This is a genomic window from Paenibacillus sp. J22P59, from assembly GCF_059383895.1.
This window is the reverse complement of record NZ_JBXENX010000005.1, coordinates 292960-317520: the sequence shown is the minus strand read 5'-3', so window position 1 is coordinate 317520 and position 24561 is coordinate 292960. Positions and strand designations below refer to the sequence as shown.

General features: G+C 45.6%; 26 protein-coding genes. 1 reads left to right on the top strand and 25 read right to left on the bottom strand.

Translation table 11 applies throughout. From position 1 onward, the window contains the following. Positions 1–27: 27 nt before the first annotated feature. The 11 genes from panD to AC50YO_RS11100 all read right to left on the bottom strand — a co-directional run bounded on the left by panD (position 28) and on the right by AC50YO_RS11100 (position 8901). The gene (gene panD / locus AC50YO_RS11150; RefSeq protein WP_494846900.1) at positions 28–411 is read right to left on the bottom strand and encodes an aspartate 1-decarboxylase; all 384 of its coding nucleotides are present in this window, start codon (positions 409–411) and stop codon (positions 28–30) included. Further along, positions 404–1297, bottom strand: a complete 894-nt coding sequence (gene panC / locus AC50YO_RS11145; RefSeq protein WP_494846899.1) for a pantoate--beta-alanine ligase — start codon at positions 1295–1297, stop codon at positions 404–406. Before panC ends, panD begins: the two co-directional genes overlap by 8 nt. Next, positions 1294–2193 (bottom strand): 3-methyl-2-oxobutanoate hydroxymethyltransferase, encoded by a 900-nt coding sequence (gene panB, locus AC50YO_RS11140; protein ID WP_494846898.1) that lies wholly within the window; start codon positions 2191–2193, stop codon positions 1294–1296. The genes panC and panB overlap by 4 nt, the downstream gene beginning before the upstream one ends. A 261-nt stretch (positions 2194–2454) precedes the next feature. Continuing rightward, entirely contained in the window at positions 2455–3432 is a 978-nt protein-coding gene (locus AC50YO_RS11135) for a biotin--[acetyl-CoA-carboxylase] ligase (RefSeq protein ID WP_494846897.1), read from the bottom strand. Then, positions 3419–4717: a CCA tRNA nucleotidyltransferase gene (locus AC50YO_RS11130; protein WP_494846896.1), complete on the bottom strand. Its 1299-nt coding sequence runs from the start codon at positions 4715–4717 to the stop codon at positions 3419–3421. Before AC50YO_RS11130 ends, AC50YO_RS11135 begins: the two co-directional genes overlap by 14 nt. Before the next feature lie 33 nt (positions 4718–4750). Next, complete coding sequence (bshA, locus tag AC50YO_RS11125; RefSeq protein ID WP_494846895.1) at positions 4751–5911, bottom strand: N-acetyl-alpha-D-glucosaminyl L-malate synthase BshA; 1161 nt, start codon at positions 5909–5911, stop codon at positions 4751–4753. A gap of 93 nt (positions 5912–6004) precedes the next feature. Further along, the gene (gene bshB1, locus AC50YO_RS11120) at positions 6005–6706 is read right to left on the bottom strand and encodes a bacillithiol biosynthesis deacetylase BshB1 (RefSeq protein ID WP_494846894.1); all 702 of its coding nucleotides are present in this window, start codon (positions 6704–6706) and stop codon (positions 6005–6007) included. Beyond that, on the bottom strand, positions 6703–7125 hold the full coding sequence (locus tag AC50YO_RS11115) for a methylglyoxal synthase (RefSeq protein WP_494846893.1): 423 nt from the start codon (positions 7123–7125) through the stop codon (positions 6703–6705). The genes bshB1 and AC50YO_RS11115 overlap by 4 nt, the downstream gene beginning before the upstream one ends. A 33-nt stretch (positions 7126–7158) precedes the next feature. Continuing rightward, positions 7159–7959 (bottom strand): 4-hydroxy-tetrahydrodipicolinate reductase, encoded by an 801-nt coding sequence (dapB, locus tag AC50YO_RS11110; protein ID WP_494846892.1) that lies wholly within the window; start codon positions 7957–7959, stop codon positions 7159–7161. A gap of 5 nt (positions 7960–7964) precedes the next feature. Next, entirely contained in the window at positions 7965–8519 is a 555-nt protein-coding gene (locus tag AC50YO_RS11105; protein ID WP_494846891.1) for a tetratricopeptide repeat protein, read from the bottom strand. 46 nt (positions 8520–8565) lie between these two features. Further along, positions 8566–8901, bottom strand: a complete 336-nt coding sequence (locus AC50YO_RS11100) for a nucleotide pyrophosphohydrolase (RefSeq protein WP_494846890.1) — start codon at positions 8899–8901, stop codon at positions 8566–8568. Positions 8902–9037: 136 nt separating this feature from the next. Between AC50YO_RS11100 and AC50YO_RS11095 the strand changes: the two genes are divergently transcribed. Next, entirely contained in the window at positions 9038–9904 is an 867-nt protein-coding gene (locus AC50YO_RS11095; RefSeq protein WP_494846889.1) for a YitT family protein, read from the top strand. A 3-nt stretch (positions 9905–9907) separates the two neighbouring features. Here the strand turns inward: AC50YO_RS11095 and AC50YO_RS11090 are convergent, their stop codons facing one another. From AC50YO_RS11090 to AC50YO_RS11025, 14 genes are all read right to left on the bottom strand, one after another. After that, positions 9908–10771, bottom strand: coding sequence for a sporulation protein YpjB (locus tag AC50YO_RS11090; RefSeq protein WP_494846888.1), 864 nt, complete (start codon positions 10769–10771; stop codon positions 9908–9910). A 42-nt stretch (positions 10772–10813) separates the two neighbouring features. Next, the gene (locus AC50YO_RS11085; RefSeq protein ID WP_494846887.1) at positions 10814–11446 is read right to left on the bottom strand and encodes a DUF1405 domain-containing protein; all 633 of its coding nucleotides are present in this window, start codon (positions 11444–11446) and stop codon (positions 10814–10816) included. A 72-nt stretch (positions 11447–11518) separates the two neighbouring features. Next, positions 11519–12394, bottom strand: coding sequence for a c-type cytochrome (locus AC50YO_RS11080; RefSeq protein ID WP_494846886.1), 876 nt, complete (start codon positions 12392–12394; stop codon positions 11519–11521). A gap of 18 nt (positions 12395–12412) precedes the next feature. Next, on the bottom strand, positions 12413–13084 hold the full coding sequence (gene qcrB, locus AC50YO_RS11075; protein ID WP_494846885.1) for a menaquinol-cytochrome c reductase cytochrome b subunit: 672 nt from the start codon (positions 13082–13084) through the stop codon (positions 12413–12415). A 16-nt stretch (positions 13085–13100) separates the two neighbouring features. Further along, positions 13101–13631: a Rieske 2Fe-2S domain-containing protein gene (locus AC50YO_RS11070; protein WP_494846884.1), complete on the bottom strand. Its 531-nt coding sequence runs from the start codon at positions 13629–13631 to the stop codon at positions 13101–13103. A 242-nt stretch (positions 13632–13873) separates the two neighbouring features. Next, positions 13874–14302, bottom strand: a complete 429-nt coding sequence (locus AC50YO_RS11065; RefSeq protein WP_494846883.1) for a DUF2487 family protein — start codon at positions 14300–14302, stop codon at positions 13874–13876. Positions 14303–14450: 148 nt separating this feature from the next. Continuing rightward, positions 14451–14633, bottom strand: coding sequence for an IDEAL domain-containing protein (locus AC50YO_RS11060; RefSeq protein ID WP_494846882.1), 183 nt, complete (start codon positions 14631–14633; stop codon positions 14451–14453). A 277-nt stretch (positions 14634–14910) separates the two neighbouring features. Further along, complete coding sequence (locus AC50YO_RS11055) at positions 14911–16098, bottom strand: hypothetical protein (RefSeq protein ID WP_494846881.1); 1188 nt, start codon at positions 16096–16098, stop codon at positions 14911–14913. Between the two features lie 1181 nt (positions 16099–17279). Next, positions 17280–17852, bottom strand: coding sequence for a histidine phosphatase family protein (locus AC50YO_RS11050; protein WP_494846981.1), 573 nt, complete (start codon positions 17850–17852; stop codon positions 17280–17282). Between the two features lie 63 nt (positions 17853–17915). Further along, on the bottom strand, positions 17916–18518 hold the full coding sequence (locus AC50YO_RS11045) for an anti-sigma factor family protein (RefSeq protein WP_494846880.1): 603 nt from the start codon (positions 18516–18518) through the stop codon (positions 17916–17918). Next, positions 18515–19111: an RNA polymerase sigma factor gene (locus AC50YO_RS11040; protein WP_494846879.1), complete on the bottom strand. Its 597-nt coding sequence runs from the start codon at positions 19109–19111 to the stop codon at positions 18515–18517. The genes AC50YO_RS11045 and AC50YO_RS11040 overlap by 4 nt, the downstream gene beginning before the upstream one ends. 329 nt (positions 19112–19440) lie before the next feature. After that, on the bottom strand, positions 19441–21381 hold the full coding sequence (locus tag AC50YO_RS11035; protein WP_494846878.1) for an AraC family transcriptional regulator: 1941 nt from the start codon (positions 21379–21381) through the stop codon (positions 19441–19443). A 582-nt stretch (positions 21382–21963) separates the two neighbouring features. Next, the gene (locus tag AC50YO_RS11030; RefSeq protein ID WP_494846877.1) at positions 21964–22593 is read right to left on the bottom strand and encodes a hypothetical protein; all 630 of its coding nucleotides are present in this window, start codon (positions 22591–22593) and stop codon (positions 21964–21966) included. A gap of 53 nt (positions 22594–22646) precedes the next feature. Beyond that, positions 22647–24452, bottom strand: coding sequence for an eCIS core domain-containing protein (locus tag AC50YO_RS11025; protein WP_494846876.1), 1806 nt, complete (start codon positions 24450–24452; stop codon positions 22647–22649). Between the last annotated feature and the right edge of the window lie 109 nt (positions 24453–24561).

Sequence of the window (24561 nt, the reverse complement as noted above, 5' to 3'; positions counted from 1 at the left end):
CCGAGTACCAATGGTTACAGCTTTATCTCACAATATGGTCGCATGTATTTCTTCTGTCAAGCTTGTTAGCGGACGATTATGGCTGTCAAGAATGGTTATAAGCGGCTTATGGGTCCGCGCTTCTTCATTAGACATGGATGCGTAGGAAATAATAATGACTTGATCGCCTGGTTGAACTTGACGAGCAGCAGCGCCATTCAAGCATATAACACCAGAACCGCGCTTCCCGGTAATGACATACGTCTCAAATCTGGCTCCATTATTATTATTTACAATTTGCACTTTTTCGTTTTCCCAAATATCTGCTGCCTCCATCAAATCTTGATCGATGGTAATGCTTCCGACATAATTAAGGTTCGCCTCGGTTACAGTGGCACGGTGCAGCTTAGATTTCATCATCGTTCTATACATGGTATTCCACCTCTTCTGGCACCCATAATTCATTATCAATTAGTCGGGTAGCTCCGAATTTAACAGCTAAAGCCAATATATACGTTCGTGATTGGATTTGAATAGGATCATCTTGCACAGGAAGCGCAAGACTCGGATATTCAAGAAACTCCACGTAATCAATTACCGCCAAGCTTGCCTCTTCAATCTGTCCCTTTACTCTTTGGGTAAGCATTGCAGCCGTCATACCCGGCTCTGCCGCCCATTCTCTTGCCTTCTGAAGGGATTGCGACAATATAACCGCTTGCTGTCTCTGTTCGGCCGTTAAATAGACATTACGCGAGCTCAGAGCAAGTCCATCAGGCTCCCTCACAATAGGACAGGCAACGATAGCTACTGGAAAATTCAAATCATTCGTCATTTGTTGAATGACCGCGACCTGCTGAGCATCCTTCATTCCAAAATAAGCTTTATCCGGTTGAACGATATGGAATAGCTTGCTGACCACCGTTCCGACACCGTCAAAATGACCAGGCCTTGAGGCTCCGCATAATCTGTCTGTCAGCTGCCCAACCAATACGGTCGTAAGCGGCTTGCTAGGATACATCTCCTCTACCGAAGGAATGAATACAATGGCAATGCCATTCTCCTTAGCTTTCTCCAGATCACGTTCTTCATTGCGCGGATAGCTCTCAAAATCCTCATTCGGTCCGAATTGCAGCGGATTAACGAAGATAGACAGCACGGCTGCCTTATTCTCAGACACTGCCTGCCGCATCAGGCTTGCATGGCCTTCATGAAGAAATCCCATCGTTGGGACAAGTCCAATGCTTGCCGACCCTGATAATAAATGTTTGATCTTCCTGAGCTCAGCCTTTAATTCTGCAATCGTTCGACAGACGATCATGATTGGACAAACTCCTCTCTAGAGGGGTTATCCTTCTGATTCGGCTTGGACGTCCCGTACAAATCCTTCACTTCTTCTACAGGAGCTGACGCACCAAATACATGCTCCTCAGCCGGGAAGACTCCTGTCTTCACCTCTGAAACATAGGAACTGATCGCTTCTCGAATGGTTGTACCTACATCCGCATATGTTTTTACGAAACGCTTCTCCATATAAGGCGAAGCATATTGAATCAAGTCGTGATACACCAATACTTGGCCATCGCAAGCACGCCCTGCCCCAATTCCGATAATTGGAATCGACAATTCCTTGCTGATAATCTCGGCGATGGATTCCGTTACAAGCTCAATAACAATCGCGAACGCGCCTGCCGCCTCCAATGCTTTTGCATCCGCAAGCAGTTTCGCCGCATCAGTGTCAACCTTGCCCTGTACCTTGAAACCGCCAAGCTGATGGATGGATTGCGGGGTCAGGCCGATATGGCCCATCACAGGAATTCCTGCTTGTACAAGAGCGGATACGTCCTCTGTTATTTCTGCTCCGCCTTCGAGCTTAACAGCCTGAGCTCCGCCCTCTTGCATAATTCTTGCTGCATTACGTAAAGTCGCCTCGCGTCCAATACCATAAGTCATGAAAGACATATCCGTTACAATCATCGTCTGGTGCGCTGCTCTGGCTACTGCTCTCGTATGGTAGACCATATCATCTAATGTGACGGGTATCGTTGTTTCATAACCCAAGACGACATTGCCAAGTGAATCACCGACAAGAATAATATCAATTCCTGCCTCTTCAGCAAGCTTAGCAGAAGGATAATCATAAGCAGTCAACATCGAGATCGCATTTTTTTCCTGTTTCATTTTTCTCAAAGCAGTTATCGTTAATCGTTTCCTCATTCCTCTTCATCCCCTTTAGTTGATAGTAGTTAGGATAAACACAAAAAAACCTTTTAGCCGCCGCTAAAAAGGTTCCCGAACGAAAAAAGGAAACGAATGCTTAAATAAAGCTTCCTTCTGTCTCGGTCCCTTCGGCTCAGAGCAGAGTGTACATTCCCAATGCTTTCCTACATCTCTTGCTGTACGGCTAGTGCAGCTCCATAGATATGGATACCGCCTGCTATTCTATAGTAGCAAAAAATAGCGAATCCGTAAACGATTTCAGTTTACGGGTTCGCCCATTTCTGCAGAAAATACGACAACTGTATTTCCGTCTGCCTGCTCTACGATAATTGCTCCGCTTGCAGCCAGGCCAGTTGGAACTCCTTCAATAACGCCTTGAGGCGTAACTAGCCTAGCAGGACGATGAAGGGATACGGATAATGCTTCCCATAATGTAATAATCGGAGCAAAGCCCTGTTCTTGATACAGCAGGTATAGCTGCTCCCATTCCATCATGAACTCGGCAATAATCGTCGCACGATCAAGCTTGTTCCCGGAAGCCATACGAAGCGAGGTGACTCGCTCCAACATATCCGGAGAATAATCTGCTTCCTCAAGATTCACGCTAATGCCAATACCAGCAATGACATAACGCAGCCTTTCCTCTTCTGCTGATGACTCTAATAAGATTCCGCTTATTTTTTTGCCATCAATAAGAAGATCATTGGGCCATTTAATCCCAATTGACAATGCGGTCAAACGTTTAAGACTGCGGCATAGGGCGACAGCTGTCAATAGAGTCAGCTGTGGGGCGAAATGGATCGGTACAGTAGGTCTCATCACCAGACTCATCCAAATGCCTTTGCCTTTGGGTGAGATCCATTCCCTGCCCATTCTGCCTCGGCCATTCAATTGCTGCTCCGCAATAACCAGCGTCCCTTCAGCTGCCCCTTCCTCCGCAAGCCGCTGTGCAATATTTTGAGTGGAATCCACTTCATCATGCCAGTAAATGACTTGTCCGAATCGGGTAGTTTGCAGCTTATCTTTAATGTCCGCTACGTCGAGCTTATCCGGAACAAACAATAGGCGATAGCCAAGCCTGCGGGAAGCTTCAAACTGATAGCCTTGAGACTCCAGCTTTTTGATTTGCTTCCAGACAGCCGTTCGACTGACGTTCATTTGTTGACTAATCATTTCACCTGATACATATTCACCTGGCGTAGCTGCAAGCAGCTCAAGCAATTTAGTTGTGCTCATCGTTATTATCCTCAACATTCCAAATTCCGGCTTGTAGGAACAGCTGCTCACTCTCATTAGGAAGCTCCAGAGACGCCACGGCAAGCAATAGGCGCTGGAGCATAATTCCCGTCCAAGCACCTGGCTTGCGATTTAAGTAAAGGGCTAGCTGCTTGCCGTTAATATCCAGCTGCTTAACAGTCAAAGCGGGCATCGCTTCCAGCCAATCTTTGAAGTCATCTGTAAGCCTTGCCAGCCTATGATTAAGATTGACAGATGTCATCTCCAGCCAGCCCTGTGCGATCTCAAGACCATATCTCAGAACAATCCGTGTCCATTCGATGCGTAAGACTTCGGTTTGCTTTCCTGCAAGAGCAAGCATGTCCCAATCCATGGCAACAAAACCGCAGATTGTATTCATTCTTCGAACAGGGAGACGCAGCGCCTCTAATGTCTCTTCGCAAGCAGCTGGAGCAGCTTCTGACTCTAGGAGCAGCGCTGCATATCGAAGCTCCACTGTGCTTAACTTGCTTATATAAGCATAATGATTGCCTGCTGCAAAAGTCGACTTAGCTGGGCTTGCATGCCATGTCGCCACTGCTGGCAAAGAGCGAGCAGTATGGAGGAGAAGCTGGCTTGCCATTAACAATTCAATCGCGCGAAGCGGGTTCGCCCCACTAATCATACGATCTAATTCCGAGCAGACCCGCTCCATTGCAATATGCTTCAATAAACCCCGATGACGTTTGAGTGCCCTCCATGTACAATATCGGATGCCAAAGCCGAATTGAGCCGCAAAACGAACCGTTCGCAGCATCCGCAGCGCGTCCTCCTGATACCTTGCATTGGGATTGCCGACACAACATATTTGACCGCTCTTCAGGTCAGCAAGACCGCCATAGGGATCGTACAATTGACCATCCATTCTCATTGCCATAGCGTTTATGGTCAAATCCCGCCTTAATAGATCGCCATCCAGCTCAGAAATAAACGCTACGCTAGTCGGCCTGCGATGATCCTCGTAAGCTGATTCCGTACGGTAAGTCGTTACTTCATACATGTCATTATCCTGCAGTACAGTTACTGTCCCATGCTGAAGCCCTGTTGGTACGCAGCGAGGGAATAGTTCCATCACTTGCTCCGGTCTTGCAGAGGTAGCAATATCAACATCCTTAATAGGAAGACCCATTACAGAATCTCTGACACAGCCACCTACAAATACAGCTTCATAGCCATGGGCTTGCAATCGCTCCAGTACAGGCAGTGCCTGACGCATCGGCTCCGGCAGAATAAGGCGCCTGCTCATACGTATGCACCAACCTTCATTAGGCAGCAGCCATTATTCACACACGGGCACAGGGAGCTCTGCCTCAATACCCAGAACACGATAATAAATTTCTTCATACTGTGTTGTAATTAAGTCATTGCAGAATTCATTGCGAGCTCTGAACATGCAGGCCTCTTTGAAGCGCTTGTGCAGCTTCTCATCGCTAAGCAGCTCGGTCGCGTAATTGGCCATTCCTTCGACATCCCCGATCGGACATAAGTAGCCAGTCTCGCCATGGGTAACAAGCTCCGGAATTCCCCCTGCATTAGAGCCAACGGTAGGAACGCCGCAGGCCATCGCCTCCAAAGCGACTAATCCAAAGCTTTCTTTCTCCGATGGGAGCAGGAGTACATCTGCGAGCGAAATAACCTGGGCTACATCCTCTTGCTTCCCAAGGAAATGGACGCGATCCTCTAAGCCCAGCTGCTTGATTTTACACTGAATTTTGGATAATTCCGGGCCTTCCCCAACTAGCAGGAGCTTCGCAGGTACCCGCTGTGAGACGCGCTCGAATATGTCAACGACATCGCTTACCCGCTTCACTGGACGGAAGTTGGAAATATGCATAAGCACTTTTTCATGAGGCTCTGCATAATCCGCTCTTAGAGAAGCTGTGTCCCGCGGATAATAGACCCGTTTGTCAACAAAGTTATAGGTCAGGTCAATTGGGTTCGTAATATCCAGCAAACGTCTCGTTTCTTCGATAAGATCGCGAGATACCGCTGTAACTGCATCACTCTTATTAATCGCCAGCCTAATCAGATCTTTTAGCGACTCATCCTGTGCCAGAACGGTAATATCCGTCCCGTGCAGTGTGGTCACTGTCTTGAGATCATCCCCTATCATCTCTTTAGCAAGATGAGCGCATACAGCATGAGGTACTGCATAGTGGACATGCAATAAATCCAGCTTCTCCATCTTAGCCACCTGTGCCATCTTGCTGGCGAGTGACAAGTCATAAGGCGGATAGCGGAACACATAATAATCATTCACTTCGACTTCATGGAAAAAAATATTTTTATTAAAGTGCCCTAGTCTAAACGGGATGCTATGTGTAATAAAATGGATCTCATGGCCTCTCTCCGCCAGAAGCTTGCCAAGCTCCGTAGCAACGACACCAGATCCTCCTAAGGTGGGGTAACAAGTTATCCCTATTTTCAATTTGCGTGCCACTTTAGTCGCACCCCCTTTACTTACATTCCCATACTATAATCTATATCATTCTATTCTGTCTTATTGTCCTTTTTGTCAGAAAATTGTTCCAGCTTAAAATATTGAAACGGCGTGTGGGCGTTTGAGCGCGAAGCCCTCCGCATATTTCCAAGACCTTGCCTGACCGAGCAAAGCATCCCTTGCCTCAACCCGCTCGATATAACGGTCAGTCAAAGGCGTTGCTACACGGTCCTCGCCTGCAGCTGATGCTTGGAATTGTGAGCGATAAGCCATTAAAGACTTGCGTTTCGTCTCATAATAATCACTGACATCAACGACCAGCGAAACTTGATCTACATCATTAATATAATAGTAAACCAACTGCTCGACCTGAACAGCCGCAAGCTCAGGCATGTAGCGTCTTAGCTTGGCATTGAATACCGCTTCTTCTACAAGCTTGCTGCAGGCAATATGATCGGGATGACGATCAATCCAATACGGTGCGAAGACGACTCGCGGTCGTGACCGCCTAATTTCTGCAACAATCGCATCTATATGTCGTTTGGAAAGCTCCAATCCACGATCTGGCAAGCCCAGATTTGTACGCGAATACAAGGAAAGCGCCGAAGCAGCCTCAGCCGCTTCACGCTCTCTTAATTCCACGCTGCCGTTGGATGACATCTCCGCTTGTGTCAGATCGCAAATCCCTACACGCAAGCCAGCAGCCGTATGCTTCGCAATTGTTCCTCCCATGCCGATCTCTGCATCATCCGCATGAGCGCCGAAGATTAGAATGTCGAGGGGCTCGCTGTTCATAGCAATTCCTCCGCTTTATATTTGTGGACAAGCTCTCGCCATGCGAAATCGCCACGCTCCAAAGCTTTAACAAGCAGTTCTGCTGTTGCAACATTCGTTGCCACAGGAATGCCCTGCACATCGCATAAACGCAAAAGCGCAATAATATCCGGCTCATGAGGCTGAGCCATTAACGGATCACGCAGGAAGATAATCAGATCCATCTCATTTTGTGCCACCAAAGCCCCGATCTGCTGATCCCCGCCAAGCGGTCCTGACATAAAACGATGGATCTTCAAATCGGTCTGTTCCATAATTCTTGTCCCTGTTGTACCCGTTGAATACAACCGATGGGGAGCAAATACATGCTCGTATGCTATAACAAAGTTAACGATTTCCTCTTTTTTTCGGTCATGCGCGATAAATGCAATTTCTAACATGTGAAATACCCCTTTTCCTGCTATCTGAAGTCATTAATCCATAAGATGCTCAAAACCATAAACAAGCCCACTGTAAGTCATCACTTTCTTAATTGCAACGTTGACACCCGGCATATAACCCGCCCGATCATAGGAATCATGACGAATCTTCAAGGTCTGGCCATACCCGCCAAACACGACCTCCTGCTGGGCAAATACACCCGGAAGCCTCACGCTATGTATACGAAAACCGTTATAATAACCGCCGCGAGCACCCTCTATTGTTTCTTCCTCTTTTGGGTTGCCCTGTCTAAATTCCTCACGTACTTGTGAGATCAGCTCTGCTGTCTTAATGGATGTCCCGGATGGCGCATCCAGCTTCTGGTCGCCGTGGTATTCAATAATCTCGACATGAGGCAAATATTTGGATGCCTCTGCAGCGAATTTCATCATAAGAATAGCTCCGATTGAGAAGTTGGGCGCAATTAGAGCACCGAGGCCTTTCTCTTGGCAAAGCTTGTCCAACTCTTCGATTTGTTCTGGCGTAAAGCCTGTTGTGCCAATAATAGGACGAACCCCATATTCAATAGCTGTTTTTGTATTGCTGTAAGCGACCTGGGGTACGGTGAAATCGACTAATACATCCGCCTTCGCACTATTGAGCGCTTCTTCCAAAGTAGCACTTACTGTAACTCCCGTATTTGCTTTGCCTGCGAATATCCCCGCATCCACGGGGCCCGCTGAAGGAGCGACCGCAGCGACGAGCGCTAACGACTCATCCTCCAGCACCATTCTCACAACCTCACGGCCCATTCGTCCGCTCGCTCCGACTACTGCTACTTTTATCGTTGACATCTCTATCACCTGTTCCTTTTTCTTTGTGTTCCGATCTTAGATTTCCGCAGCAAACGCCGTTTGCGGTTCGCATCCGCGAATAGCCTGCGTGCAGCTGAATGACCAGGATCAAGCCGAATCGCTTCTCGCGCATGCAAGGCTGCTGAATCAAACTGCCCCGTCTCTGCATAGGCTAGTGCCATTAGGAAGAGCGCTTCAAAGCTGAGCGGATCAAGCTCAGCAGCCTGACGCAGCAAAGACAGGGCTTCTGTATACCGGGGCTCCGCCGTATTCAGCAGCTGCTCCGCAGATGCGACCAGAAGCTTCGCTTCAATAGTTTGCAAGTAAAAGCCATACTCCAAATGTGTATCATCCAACGCTACAGCCTGCTTCGCATATTCATGCGCTTTACTCCATTTGCCGCTGCGTGCGTAGGAAACCGCGCATTTGTGATGGTAGCCGGCATTGCTTGGATCTGTGGCTATCGCTTGCTCAAACCAATAAATCGCTTGCTCGAAATCACTATTCAAAATATACTCATACGCCTTTTTAACACAGCTCTCCCCATCCAATATGCCCATCCTCCTTGTACACAGGTTGATGGTACAGCATATGTAGGAAGTCATTCTACTGTTCGGCGTTTTTTCTTGTCCAGCGGTCTGCATCTCGCGTATTAAATTTATTCATCACCTTATTATGGGCTTCAGTCAGATCGATACCGAGCGAATTCGCAAAACAGGATAAGATAAACAAAATGTCTCCTAGCTCCATCTCGACTGAATTATCGGCTTCATCGGCCTTTTTCGGTTTCTCGCCATAAGAATGATTCACTTCTCGCGCAAGCTCGCCGACTTCCTCACTCATTCTCGCCATTAGAGCAAGCGGGCTGAAGTAGCCTTCTTTGAATTGAGAGATGTAGGCATCCACTTCACGTTGGATCTCAGCTAATGATTTTTCCGCCATTGTCTATATCCTTCCCGCTAAATAAGTGTCGTTAATAATTCATATGTTAACGTAAAGAGACGACGAAAACAATGTTTTTTGAACTTCAAGCTTTGTGAAATACTATGGAACAGCCACTTGAAAAGGAGCTCCCACCATGCTTCGTACACTCATTCGTCAATTACAGCTCATCCTTCCGATCATGACAGGTACAGCCATCTATGCCTTTGGCCTGCATTACTTCATTATTCCCAATCAATTAATGGAAGGCGGTCTTACGGGCATCGCTGTTCTGTTGAACTATGCCGCAGGCTGGCCGCTGTCGCTCTCCACGCTCCTGCTTAACATTCCATTATTCCTGCTAGGCTGGCGAGCACTTGGCAAGCAAGAAATGATCTATACGCTCATTGGCGTCGTCTCCCTTTCCTCCTTCCTTGCGCTTGTAGAATTTCTGATCGAGAAAGGCTGGCTCGTCCCCTTCCACACATCTCAGGATTATATTCTGGCAGCTCTATATGCTGGCGTTACTTTAGGGGCTGGACTCGGCATTGTATTTCGTTTTGGCGGAACAACCGGCGGTGTCGATATCATCGCAAGAATTGCCTCTCGCAAAAAATCATTCAGCATGGGCCAGATCATTCTTTCACTGGATGCAGTCATTATCGGCCTGTCTTTATTATACATCCCGATTGAAAAGGTGCTATATACGCTAGTCGCTGTGTTCGTAGCTTCCAAAATGATTGATTTCATTCAAGACGGCGCTTATTCAACTAAGGCTTTCTCCATCATAACCGATCATGGCTCCGCTATGGCAGCTGCCATTATGGAGCAAATGGAGCGAGGCGCTACTCTGCTTCCTGCTAAGGGAGCCTTTACCGGGCAAACAAAAGAGGTCGTATACTGCGTCATTCAAAGGCAAGAAATCAGGCGCCTCAAAACGATAATTCGCAGTATAGACCCCAGAGCATTCACTGTAATCAGTGAAGTTCATGACGTTCTTGGAGAAGGCTTCAAAGAAGAATAAGCTTCAACTAAGCGGCTTGACGCCGTACGGATTTTGTTTGTATTTTCTCCAGCCAATATAAGTTAGGACAGCCATAATAATTGCCCCGATTAAAAAAGTCCAGCTCACCGGGTTAGCCGCTCCGATAGGAGCAATGACAGGCTCTTCCACTTGCAAGAGCCCTCCTGCGAACAAACGGGACACCGCATACTCCAAATCTCGAATAGAGTCATCTGTCCAATCCTGCTTGGACTGCCCTCTTATTCCGGCATCGAGCAATACTTTTGTATAGCGAAGACGCTCACGAAGCTCATTCATGCGCTCATGGGGCCGCTGCATCTCTGCCGCTGCTTCGATTCGGGATAAATGCAATTCGAAGCTATCGAGCGCTGCTCTTGCTGCAACAGCACCATCACCGGTCTGCCGATTCCAGGCGAGAGTTACTCTTCGCAAATCATCCTGCATGACCTTCTCATATTGCAGCCACAGCGCACTAGACGGCCTTAATAGTGAATCTGTACTCAGTTGAATGCGAGCAGCAGCCGTTACCCAGTCTCGAGAAGAGCTTTCATACTGCAAAGTTGACTCAATAGAAGCAATGCTTTGCTGGATAAGCTCCCACCCTGCCGATTGCCCGGTTTCACGCAGTCCATCTTTCCCCAATAGCTGCTCAAGCTGCTGTACATATTTATAGCCTGCTTGGCGGTTATTCGTATAAGCAGCCTTATATAAAGAGGTAGCAGCTTCATTCAAGCGTTCCAGCTCCCGATAGGCTCCCTGCTCACTATGACTTGTCCACTCTTCTGATGGAAGAGCACGAACTGATGTTACTGTACCAATCAGCATGACGATACATAATACGAATGGAATAACAACTCGTATCTTCATGGACATCCCCCCATAGATAACTCTATGAGGGGATGTCCATCATTATTCCTGTTTTCGTGCGCGCAGCGCCAACCAACCAATGATAAAGCTGAAGATCGACAAGCCGTAGGTGAATCGTTCTACCTGAGGCAAATCATCCATTAACACTCTGGAGAGCCATGGAAAGACACCGTAGGTATAATCGATCGTATCATTCAGCAGCAGCCACAACGCACCGACAATCGCTGCTGCAGTGCCTGCCTTCATAAATCGGGCATAGAGCAGCACCTCAATAGCCATACCCAAATGTGACCCAATCAGCATAATATCCTGCCAAGCGACATCCGCACCTTGTACCCATGCTCCCACAATCATCGCGACTGCCCAAATTCCATATTTAAATGAAGTGAGAACCGCCAAGCCTTCAATAACCATTCGGGCGCCATTAACGAGTCTCGAGGTAGACTTCGGAGGGAAAAGAAAATAGAGCAGCACCAGCGTAAAGAATAGGCTGGCAGTAGGGCTGTCAGGAACGAATACGATCTGCCAGAGCGGCTGAGTCTCAAGCGTATCCACCAATTGATTGCCATACCAGATGTAACCATATATTGTACCTAAGAAATTAACCAGGAAGAGCAGCCATAGCATATAGCGATTCATTAAAAATGAGCGGCTCCAAAACCACGAGAGTGCCATCGTTCATCTACCCCTTTATTTGGACAAAGAACCTGACCGTAGAATACGATCAGGTTCTTTGTTGTGAAACTTTTATTCAGCAGCAGCCTTTTGCTTGGACAGCCAAGTAGCAAGCTGGTCGATCTCCGCATCGGAAATTCCACCTTTGAAGGCAGGCATTCCTCCGCTTTTACCATTGGTAATGATATCAACGATCTCTGCTTTCTCATATCTATCACCGACACCAGTTAGTGCAGGGAAAGAAGCTTGTCCCTTAAGCTCTGCAGCATGGCATTGCAAGCATTGTGCTTTGTAAATGTCCATTGCCGGGTCATCAGCGTCTACAAGAGCTACGGATGCCGATTCAGGCTTCTTGGTCGTAACTGGAGCAGGCTGGCCCTTCTCGAACGCTTCACGAGCCTTTTCTTCACGCACATGATGCTCTGGAATCGTATTCGTGATCTCCAGTTGGTGCTGGTAGTGATCCCAAGAAACCACTGTCAGATAAACGGTCGCAATTAGCGAGAGAATCATCAGTGATGATGCAATTGGACGACGGTAGAAACGACGTTCCTTGCCTGTATCCAAGAATGGAGCAAGCATTAGAGCACCGAACATAACCCCAGGAATACCTATCGTGCCTAGCAGGATATAATCCTGCGATACGTACGGATATTTCAGAAATTGATACAAGAACAAGAAGTACCAGTCCGGCATTGGAATGAACGAAGCATTCAATGGGTCTGCTGGGTAACCAAGCGGTGCCGGCTCTGCAATAACCCATGCTAGGAAGCCGACGAGAACTACGCAGCCGACCATCCATTCCTTAAGCAGGAAGTTCGGTATGAACGCTTCTGATTTCCCCGGAAAGGACGTATAGTCCGGCGGTATGTTCGGATGACTGGTTTTCTTCACCCGCGAGTCGCCGACATATACAACCTTCTCGTTTGATTTATGACCGTGCGCCATAATAAGTCCTCCCTTCGCTTAAAGTGGTCCCGAAATACCTTGCTTCCGAATCATCAAGAAATGCGCTGCCAGCATAGCAATCAATGCGCCTGGCAAGAAGAACACGTGAATCGCGAAGAAGCGAGTCAGCGTCTGTGCACCTACGATGTCGCCGCCATAAAGGAACTGCGCAATGTACGGGCCTAGATATGGTACAGATTCAGCGATTTGAACGCCTACTTTAGTTGCATAGTAAGCTTTGTTATCCCAAGGCAACAGGTAGCCTGTAAAGCCAAGGCCTAACATAATAAAGAAGATTGTCATACCTACAACCCAGTTCATTTCACGCGGAGCCTTATAAGAACCGGTGAAGAAGACGCGCAAGGTGTGCAGGAACATCATGACGATAACCAGACTTGCTCCAAAGTGATGCATACCGCGAACAATTCCGCCGAATGCAACCTTATGGTTCAAATAATCAACGCTGGCATAAGCATTGATAATATCCGGTACATAATACAGGGTCAGGAACATGCCGGACAAAATTTGGATGACCGTAATAAAAAACGTCAGACCGCCAAAGCAGTATACGAAGGCGGAGAAGTGATGCGCAGGGTTAACATGCTCAGGCACCTCATGGTCCGCGACATCTCGCCACAGCGGCGTAATATCAAGACGTTCGTCGATCCAGTTGTACATACTTTTAAACATCTGAAATACGCCCTCCTTAGACTCGTGTATTCGCTTTAATTGGACCTAAGTACACAAAACCGTTTTCAACCTTGACTTCATATTCATCCAAAGGATTTGGTGCAACGGTAATGTTCTTACCGTCTTTTGAATAACGAGCGTCATGGCAAGGGCAATCATATTCATTCTTCCCCTTCGCATTCCATGCGATCGTACATCCCAAATGCTTGCAGACCGGCGAAAGAGCGAAAATTGCATTATTCGCATCTTTGGAAATCCAGGCCGCAATTTCAGGATCACTTATGTACCACCCGTCTACCTGATGAATCTGAAACTTGAACTCTTGTGGCTCAGCAGTGATCTTGCTTTCTTCAACTACTTTTACCCAAGTGCCTTCGCCCTTTTTTACTAACAGCGGGTCTACTGCAAAACGGACCATAGGCAATACAGCGCCACCCATCATAAAAGCAGTCGTACCGCCGAGCGTATACGACAAGAATTGACGCCGGGACATCTCTTTGCGCTGAACCGGTCTGTGCGCGGTATCTTGATGTTCGTGGTTACTCATTTTCTGTTCTACCCCCTTTGCCAACCATTTCTCGCGTTTTGCTCCACAGCAAAACACATGACGAACTAGGACATAACTTATAATAGCCTAGGTGCTTGGGAGCGTCAAGAATATGGCTAGAGTTTTGTTTACCTATAAAATGTCGTTCATAAATTTGTAAGCAATTTGTCACATTTAACCTTGTCTGGCATTTGTTTTCCCCAAAACTTGATTTTATTATACAAAGTTTGAATAAGTTGACTTCATATTTGTGAAGTATTAACCGGATTCCATAGCTGCTGAACCCCCCTGGAAACGGTCAAGGAATCAGGCAAAATCCCCTCTTCATTAGGGCAGAGAATTAAGTCCGCCTCCGGGCATTCCAAGTCGAACTGATTCTTCGCCGAGGCAACGATTACGAACCGAAAGCCTGTTTTTTTCAAGGAGCTGCATAATTGATTCACAATGTCGGACTTCGAGGCTTCATTCGAATAATGCAACGCCGGGTAAGTAACCACCCTTCCCTTGAATGGGATTTCGATTAAATCCATCACATCCCGAAGCTGCTCGAGCGCTACTCTTGCTTCATGTGGCTGTTCAGAGCCCGTCATGCCAGTAACCGGCAGCAAGCAGGTATCCAGATAAGGACGAAGCTCGTCCCACTGTCCGTCTGCTATGTCACTAAACTTCATTGCTGTCTCTCCTTCATTAGCCTTTTTTACCTATCTCTTCTATGGTACTCGTATTTCGTATAATTGCCAATTGTTCCTCATAAAAAAACTTCCGCTTTCATGAAAATTGGCCAACCTGACCTTTCCATGAGGCGGAAGCTCTATTCTTTTATCTCTTGATTTCATTTAGCTGCTTTGCTAAACGATAAAACGTATCCTCGTCACCGGACGCTAACGCACGATCAATTCCTTTGTAAATCTGATCAGTGCGATATTTTAGAAACGCTTCATCGAGTACCATTTCTGCTGCTAATCCTAGCATTGCCTCATACGTAACCTTCATTTTGTCCATAGGATACACCTCCAAACGGGCGTTTAAAAGATCCTATTGTTCTTAACGATTTCCACCTTGCTGTTCATCGTCCTCGTGTTCTGTCAGCTATTCATTTTGTCTATACAACGACTACAACAGGTGTTAAAAGAAAGAGCATAGGTTGGAAAAGATTTCTCACAATTGATTCGGCTCCTACTAAAGCATATTCATCTGCATGCTTATCGTTTAGTACGATTGCCCCTATTCCAATTAATATGCCTCAGCCTACTAATCTTAAGGCCATAGCAAGGTAGAGCTAATAGAGGAACATTCTATCATTTGCCTCTAAGCTGACTCCTGATACAACAGCTCTTCCAGCTTTGGTCATCCGCACGACTGGCCCATGAATCTCATGCTCGCCGATGCGCAGCAGCCCCAAATGCATCATCATGCCGAGCAGTCTCTCCTCCAAGATTCGATCGGCATTATCATAATAGAAAGGCTTCACCAAAGGGATAAGCACTTGGCGCAGTGAATCTATCGTCACCCATTCCTCCGCCAGCGCATTCGTCCAATTGACCAGTGACAGTACATTCGGTATGGGGCCCTTGTATACCTTAAGCCAATACTTATAGATTTGCGCCAGTTCATTAGCTGGTTTTGCCTTAAGCCTCTCTATACCGGCAGGCGTTAACGTTATAACCAAGTTGTCGTCACTAAAAAATTTCATAGAGCTGCAGTAGTCATACAAGAGTGACATTCGATTGGGATAATGGTGAAATTGCCTGCCATAACCAAATCTCCATTCTCCCTTCATCGGGAGCTCTTCGCGAATGGCCAATCTTTCGAGAATTTGTGTGCTGAAGCGTTTGTACATGGAGCCATCTGCCGATAATTGAACCTCATTCTGCTCCATATAATGAAGAAGCTGCTGAACGTCATCTTGAAAAAGCTCCTGCTCATCCCGATACACCTGGGGTTCATCGGTATAGATGAGCTCTGCCGCGAATTTTCGTTTTAGCGTATCCCGAAATCGCGTCTTGAGATCTTGGGGAACCTGAAACAAATAACGATTGGGACCGCTTATTCCATTGAATAACCATCCATGCTGCTTGAATCTTGCAATCATGTCCCGCGGACCAGCATCCTTTGCTGGAGGAATTTCTGCTTGTTTTTTTTTCGTACGTCTCGGTTTCTTTGCCTGCTCCTCTGTTACACTTTGCTCTGGTTCCAATTCTCCGAATTTACTCTGCTGAACTCTTGCAATGAGATCCTCCAGACTAAAGGATTCTCTTACTTCAAAGAGCAGAGAATTCATGAATCTTAATTCCTCTAGCTTCATCGTGCTGATCTGCGCCTCGAAAACATCTTTACGGCTGACGGTAGAGAGAATAGATTGAATCAACTCATTCTTGGAATGCCCATTGCACTCGCAGCGATACACGGAAGCGATTCGACTGAGCTGCTGAATATCAGCAAAGCCCAGCATATCTGAGAAATTCATTGTTTCTCTCCTTCCCGCAATTGTTGCACTAGTTAGTACCATTATGGGAAAATTCTCAAATTTTATAACCGAGTGGAATTAAAAATATGACGGAAGTCCATTGGAGGGGAAAACTGAATGATTCCAGAGGGGCCAAGCAGCGCCATGAGCTATGTGATATTTCCACTCAAGCAGCACGCCATATATTCGCAAACTCCTTACGGAACTACTACTTATGCGCCAACAGTTAGGAATAGGTTAGTTTAATGAAAGGCGAATGGTTAAAGCTGCGGTTAATGGCTGGCGGGAGCCTTACAGATGGGGAAATTCGTTGACGCTGTGAGCATCGAGTGAGGATAAGGGAGGAATTGGGCTGGAGACAACTGCTATGAGGCGGGATCACATAGGTATGAGGGAAAGTGACTATAATTGGAGGGGAAAATAAAGGAATTTGCAAGGTATGAGGCTAGACTCATACCTCGGGAAGATAGACTCTTGAGCTATGAGGCCAGGCTCATACAATGCTTGTCTTATAGGATAAGCAGGTCGAATGGATGAGGATTGCCTCATACAAGAGTGAGGTTTAGTTGACTGCCCCTACATTTCGCCGCACCCCGCTGGAGGCTGGCTCAATGCAGAAAACAGAACACGATCTAAGTAGTCTCGATATTGTGACGAAGGCCCACTATTCAGTAGATAATTGCTATTTGATAACATGAATCCGGTATTATTTAGATAGTGAAAGAGCATTTATGCTCTAGGAAGGAACAGCATTCGCTAATTGGTGAATCCTATTACGTTGTTCTACTCCCTGTAACAGCAGAAAAATGAGACAGTGAAGCTGGGTTCAGTAGTGAGAAACCGAGTTTCTCGACTAAAAACCTTAGTGACGCTAATCCGCAATCAAGCTCGTAAAGTAATCCTATTAGCGAAAACATCCTCATTATGTAACGAAAATGCTTCACTAAGGGTCATCAAGCATATGAACTAGCTTTACTACCCTACCTGTTCATTCATTAATAAGTAAAAAAGATGCCCCATAAGTCCATATGCAAGTAGGCACTCCCACCGATATATAGCGCTACGAAAAAGAAGCTTCAAATCCACTTTACTTGTGAATTTGAAGCTTTTTATTAAAATCGGATTCTCTACCTTATATAAGTGCTTATCACAACGTCCTGAGGCAATCCTTACTTAGCTCTTCATGTATCTAAATGTCTTGTACAATTATATAAGAGAGAATTCCATTGTCCCTCATTAAATTGAAGAATAGAATAGGACATATTGTTCAAAAACTCATTGTTTAACGATACACATAGCTCTTCGAATATTTGGGCAAGGAAGGCCCCATGTGATACAACGAGCAATTTGGCATGCGGCTTGCGAGACTGCCATTCTTCAATAAACTCGCGGCCGCGGGAGCGCATTTCTGCATCCGTCTCTTGCCCCGCATCAGCATCCTTCCATTGCTCGCCCCATCTCTCAACTCGCTCCTCGGAGGTCGTGCCTTCGATCTCGCCAAAAAAACGTTCCCTCAACCGAGCATCGCTGGCAAGCAACGGTATATTCAGCTTCGCAGCGATAATTGCAGCTGTTTCTCTTGCACGCTGCAGATCGCTTGATAGAACGGCATCCCATTCTGCAGAATCAGCACTAAGCCGCTCCGCCAATCGCTGCGCCTGCACAATTCCTTGATCGCTTAACGGAATATCTGTCTGTCCTTGTATCCGCCCTAACGTATTCCACTCCGTATTGCCATGCCTTACAAAACCCATAATCACAATTGCGTCATCCCTTCTTATACAATAAAAAGAACCCCTACAGGAGCTCTCATCCAATCAGCTTCGTGTTCGAGATAACCAATTCAAGATCAACAAGGCAATAACCATGCCCAGCAAAGATAAAGCAACCCAATATTGAGGCAACGAAGGCACGACCTGCAGAACAAAAGGATCGCTAATACTTGCTACAGGAACTTCGAACTGGGCGCTAATGATCATTCCACTGCCGGAAGCATTGGCCGTATCCATTAAGCCGGATAGCGTCTCTCTTCTTTCAGGTGAAACGATATTCTCATTGCCTGTTACAAAATAAATCAGTGCACAAGCAAACATCGCCATACAGCCCGCTATAATTAGCGAGAGATTGCGACGAAATGATTTGGAGAATTGGTAGCTCTTATGGGCTACGGGCATTAGCCACGATTGCTCGGCATAAATGCGATCCATAACCGTACGATTGACATGCTCTGCCGGACCGAGAAGTTCAGGATCTTCCTCAGAAAAGAAGCGGATCATTTCGTCACTCTCTTCCCATAGACGAAATTGCTCCGCACAATGCTCGCATTCGAGCAAATGTGCCTCTATCGCTTCCCTTTCCATGTCGTCCTCGGACAAACTCCAATAGGAGCTGAACTTCTCTTGAACGTCATCACATCTCATCTCGTCTTCATCCCTTCGTATTCCTCCACCATCGGCGAATCACCAAAATAAGGCTCCAGCTGTGACTTTATGCTCGCCCTCGCCCGGAATAGCAGTGATTTGACAGAACTGACCGTTTGCCCCAATATGTTAGCAATTTCTTGATAGTCCAGCTGATCATATTCCCGAAGAATAAGTGCCGAGCGTTGCTTCTCAGGCAAATTGTTTATTGCATCCCGAACCATACTCATTCTCTCATTGCGCAAGACCTGCTGTTCAGGAGCAGATTCGGGCGCCGTGGTCGGGATAATGCCCGACTCTTCCAAGGGTAAGTTCGCTGTCTTCTGCTTGCGAAGCTCGCTTAATACAGTATTACGTGCAATCGTATACAGCCACGTCGAAAAAGAAGCATCCACTTCTCGGAACGAATGGAGACTACGATACGCTTTATAGAAAGTTTCCGAGCATAAATCCTCGGCCATTAATTCAAGCTTAGCGCTCTTAAGCATGTGGTAAATGAAAGACAAAATCTTTCGTTGGTAACGACCCATCAGCTCTGAATAAAGCTCGATATTGCCGTCTTTAATCTCTCGTATTAATTGGGAATCAGTCATGACAGGCGAACCTCCTCACCTGCGAATTCTTCTTCCCAGTTCGATTATGTAACATTGTACCGAACCGGAAGCGAAAAGTTGCGGTCATATAATAAATTTTTTAATAAAAATACGAGTACACCTTTAATTCGAGTCTTTTTATCAAATTCCTGCTGCCTTCGACAATAGGTTATTCTAGAACTATTAACCCAGATTTTAACAAGTGAAACATCCCTATGTATTGTATCATATGAGTCTATGCGCGTCTGTTAAATAAGTAAACTCTAATCTAAACAAAAAACCACCTCATGAGGTGGTTTGCACATAGTGTCCAGAATGTGAATCGGGAATTATTTCTTGGTAGCCATTGCCAGCAAGCTTTCCGTAATAACGTCCAGTTGAGTATTCAAGGAGAACAAATCGGTATAAAAGAACAGTCCAAATTCAGCTTCTAATACTCGACCTTCTTTTATTGCAGGTATGCTGCTCCAGATCGGATCCTTCGTAAGGTCGTCCATTCCTTCCCATGAGCTGCGCAACAAAATATCTCCTACAAATTGCGGGAAAACCTCCATTGAAACAACTTCGCTGAACACCTTGTCTGTCTGATCCATCTTCGTCTGAATGACCTCTGGTGCTTTCATTCCTAAATAATCGTATACAACCTGAGAGCCGCGACCGTATTCCTTGCTTTCAACAATCATCATTTCTTTCGCTCCGCCTTCAACAATAGTGACCGTCTTATCTAGCATGCCAGCTGCACGAAGCTTCTCCTTGCTCTCCTCTACATGGCTAGCGAAATTGTCAAGCAGCGTCTGAGCTTCCTTCTCCTTGCCTAATACCTCACCCATTTTTAGAATCCGTTCCTTGGTCGGCAATGTATCTGCTTGAATAATCACAGTGGGTGCAATCTTATTCAGGACGTTATAGGACTTCTCGTCTGGTACAATAATCACATCCGGATTAAGCGCTAATACGGCTTCAGGATTAACCTCACTATGATGGCCTAACGTTTGAACGCCTTCTAATTGCTCTGTGAATGCTGCCCCGTCATAAATTTCAGATATGCCGACTGGCTTGACCCCTAGAGCAACTACATCACCCAGCATATATAGCACCACAACACGTTTTGGAGATACTGGAACAACGATGTCTCCTTTAACAGTCGCAACTGTCCGTGTACCCTCTTGGCTTCCTTGTTCGGCATTAGTAGCTACTGGAGTTGGTGCAACTGAACTAGACGCGTTCTGACCAGCGTTAGCTCCTCCTCCTGAGCATGCGCCGAGCAACAACGTCAAACTGAGCAGCGTGCTCAGAAGAAGCATTGTTTTTGAATTCTTTTTCATGATGGTAAACCCTCCGCCCTTGTATTGGTAATGATTATCATTACCAATTAAATTATAGCGTCGCCCGATCAGACCGCCAATGGACAATCTGGAACCTGCGGATGGACTATCACCCGATATCGTCTTTTCTTGTACCATTGCTTGATATCGCGCTGGAGGCAGGCCTGTCTGTTTTTTGAATAGCCTGCTGAAATAATATTCGTCTGCATAGCCGACCTGGGACGCGATCACCCGTAATGTGCCTCCCGTCTCAAGCAGTTTTTTAGATTCATTAATACGAACCTGAATGAGGTATTCGATTGGGCTGCATCCTGTCTGTTCCTTGAATTTACTCGAAAGATAACGCTGACTATAATTGAATCGAGTAGACAGTAAGTCTAGTGTGATGCCCTCTTGAAAATGATTATGCAGATAACGCTTTACCTGGCTCACGAGATCAGATGGGTTGCTATTAGACTCGAATGCATGCTGGCTGCGCAATACTTCATGTATGAATAGATAGAAGTAACCTTTAATCTCCACCATGCTTCCCGAGCCTTTTAAGGACTGCTCCATTGAAGACATCAGAAGCAGCATAGTACGAGGCTCATTGGGCTCGAATCCGTAGCAAAGCTCAAGTGGCCGACTATGATCCACTAATCTTCTCAATTCCCGCCAGCCAGAGAAAGCAAGCTTGGCTCGATAAAAGAGCAAGTAAAATTCAAACTCTTCCTTCGCCTCAATTTCTAATTTCATCCCTTTTGCTCCATGCAGCAAGTAGAATCTCTCTGTCTGATGCAGATGTCCATCCAGCCCAAGATTGGCAGCACCTCGAACTCCATAAATAAAGCCACTCGCTGGAAATTGATAGTCCAGCCATTCCCCCGCATGCATTACAGTATGCCTGATATCAAAAACCTTAACTGCTGTATGATTCCATACAGCTAGCAGTTCACTATATTTCATGCTAGTTCCCCTTCAGCTTGAATTGCTATTTTCAATATTATAATTGAAAATGATTCTCAATGAAAGGCATTAAAGAAGAATGTTTCAGCCTGAGACATTTTCCCTGCCTTGTCTGCTTTTCTATTCATGAATGCTGCTTAATGCAAAACAAGGGATGTCCCAAAAAGCAGGTTCCCAAGCCAGAGAAGGAATGTCATGTACAATGTAATGAATACAATTGCTCTATCTCCCTGCTCAGACAGATAAAAAGGGGCAACAGTGAAGATATGTTCACTAGTGGAGCAGATCGGTTTCCGACTACTGAATATAGCTGACGTTATCTTTAATATCCCCCTAGAGCAAGCCCATTTTTACGAAAAACGCTTCCTAAAATAGGGTAAGCTCTTCCTATGCGCCATCAGTAGCGAAAGGGATAAGCTCCTAGAAGTTTAGGAGCTTTAAGCCCTTCTACCTTTAAATCTACCTGTGAAGGAAAGAGGCTGTCCCAAAATCATCTTCATAACTTTTGGGATAGCCCCTCGTTGTTTTTGTTATTTTGAAAAAACCACTCCAACGAGTGGACAGCACTCGTAGTTAGCACTTCTATTTTACTAAAGCTTTCATTTTCTTCTTTACTTTTTTATAAGATTGGCCGTCTAAATCGTAAAAATCAGATGTCCCCTGATAAATCGATTTGACCTTGTTATTGTCATCAAGTTTGTAATAGCTCGCTGTTGGATGAAAATCTATGTACCGTCCTATCATTTTGTTCCAGCTTAATAGAAAAATAAAATGCCCTCCTACTTTCAACTCCGGTCGCAAGATTTTATCTCCATCTGTGTGATACATCGTAATTTGTTGGCTTTGAATGCTTCCTTTTAGTACATCCCCAACTTTAATGATATAGTTCGTCCCGCTACGCGTTTCTGTGCTGCTTTGCCCCCTCAAGTCAGCTACTTTTCTTTCTGGTGTTCCCTCTTTTAATTCAAACCCTTCTTCCAAATCCGTTGTTTCAATAATCTCACCCTCAACAATAACTGTCGCGTAATCTACCATTTCAGCTAATCGCCGGGGATTCGTAATTTCAATTATAGGACCTTGACCATTATAACTAACCAATTCAGTTTCCACATAGTTACTTTCATCTATAACATCGTGACTCTTCCAGTCCTTAAACCATAGAGCAGCACCTATAATTGCAACTAAACAAGTCAATAGGATGTATTTCTTCATTGCATCGTTCCCCGCCTTCGGTTTAATATCCGTTTGAACACCGGATTCATTTCTTAAGCGTTAGGATTAACATCGGTAAAGTGATTCCCATTAACATGATAAACAGTTATTATATTCCCTACACCATCAAAGTTTTCATCTGGTACAGCTATGTCTTCATAGACCACTGTAATAGGATTAGCAATACCCAGATGGGTTTGAATGAGCTGAACAACTGCAGGCGTTGCAAGCAGCATCTCGCCATAATTATTCAAGTGAGTGCGAATAGCGATCAGCTCAGCCAGAGTCGGCTCCACCCCTCTGGCTGCCACCGAAATGGCATGAATAAGGCAGTTATTCACACCCAGCAGCAGATTCGCATCCGCATCAATACGTGAGGAAAGCCCACTCGAAGCGCTCTCGTGGCTATATCGATCTCCTACTTGCTTCAAGGCGGCAGATTCAACCAATTCATGAAACTTCTCGGGAGTTACCCCACCGCCTATGCCAATACTAAATCCTGCTTCGCCTGCTGACTCTGCCTTCACTCCAATATCAGTCGGGGAGGTTCCCTGATCTTTGCTAGAAACCGGAAACGAGTCGCCACCGATCGCTGTCGCCATTTTCTTCAAACTATCAGCACGCACTTCCGGAAAAGCTAATTTACTACTAAATAAAATGGCTTCGCTACCAGCCTTTAATGTAAACTCAACCATTACTTTTGAGTCAGAGCTTTTCCCTATGAAATATTTGAGAGCTTGCTTGAAGTCCCCTAGATGTCCACTTTTCAATACCGAATAATCACCCTTTTCTATTGCTTTCCAATGTTCTATTGACATGGTTCTATATATCTTGAGTTTTTTTGATTTGTCAATCCCACCCATTTTGGAGGGGGTTAGCGCTGCTTTCCAACCATATTGGGTCATGTAGCGCTCCTGAAGCGTCATTTGCTCTTTGGCCTCAGGATAAGACTTTGTTTGTAGGTCATATTCAAGTTCAATTCTAAACTGCTCTAGGTCGGCTATATCCTCTCCATCCTGAGAGAACAGTTGTCTAGCGAAAAACTCTACTCTGCTTTTTTTTTCGACATCCTTAGCATCATACATTCCAGTGATCATCTCAAAGAACTCTTTATTCTTCATTGCATTATCAAGATTGGCTAATTTCTTTTTTCCAATATTGAGCTTGCGCAGCTGTGCTGGACTTAAACCTGCTATATGATTTACACCAGTCAGCCTTGTTGATCTATCCACCATAGCTTCCACCGTCGGTGTCTGAGCAGCCTTCTTCCCCATTACATCCGCTTCATTCTCCAGCCGCTCATTATCATTAACTTGAAAACCTTCTTTCATTTGCAACGTCGGCTTTACTCTGCCCTGTGCCTGTTGAACCACATGCCACGCCTCATGCGCTAGATGCTTCTCTTGTCCTGGACCCATATGGATATCTGTACCTTGTGCATAGGCTAATGCCCCAACTTGAGCAGGCTTGGGTGAGTTATAATGAACCTTTACATTATCCATGGATATTCTCGAAATATTCTCAATCCCGGCTTTCAAACTATCAGGCATTCCGGTCGTATTTTCTCTTTTGGGCTGAATCGGTTGCTCTTTGTTGATTCTTTCGGACTCCAATTTTTCTAACACATTTTTCTGCTCAATTTTAGAATTGCCATTCATGGCTCCGTTGTTTTTTAAGTATTGAATAATGCCTTGATTTCCTAAAGAGCTTTGCATTTGAGCAACCATTCCATGAGTTAAATCTTTAAAATTACTTATTCCGTTTCCCAAACTATTTTGAATATCCAAATTTGCTGATGTTTTATTTTCCATCTTATATGACGCATTTGTATTTTCTCTTTTGCTTGGTTGATTGTTCATTTTTTGATCGCTAAGCATTCCCAAATTCACCGCCGCCAAAATTTTTCAAAACGTGAATCTAATCTCCTTTAAGCATAATTCACTCTAACTTTACCACATTTTGGTTCGG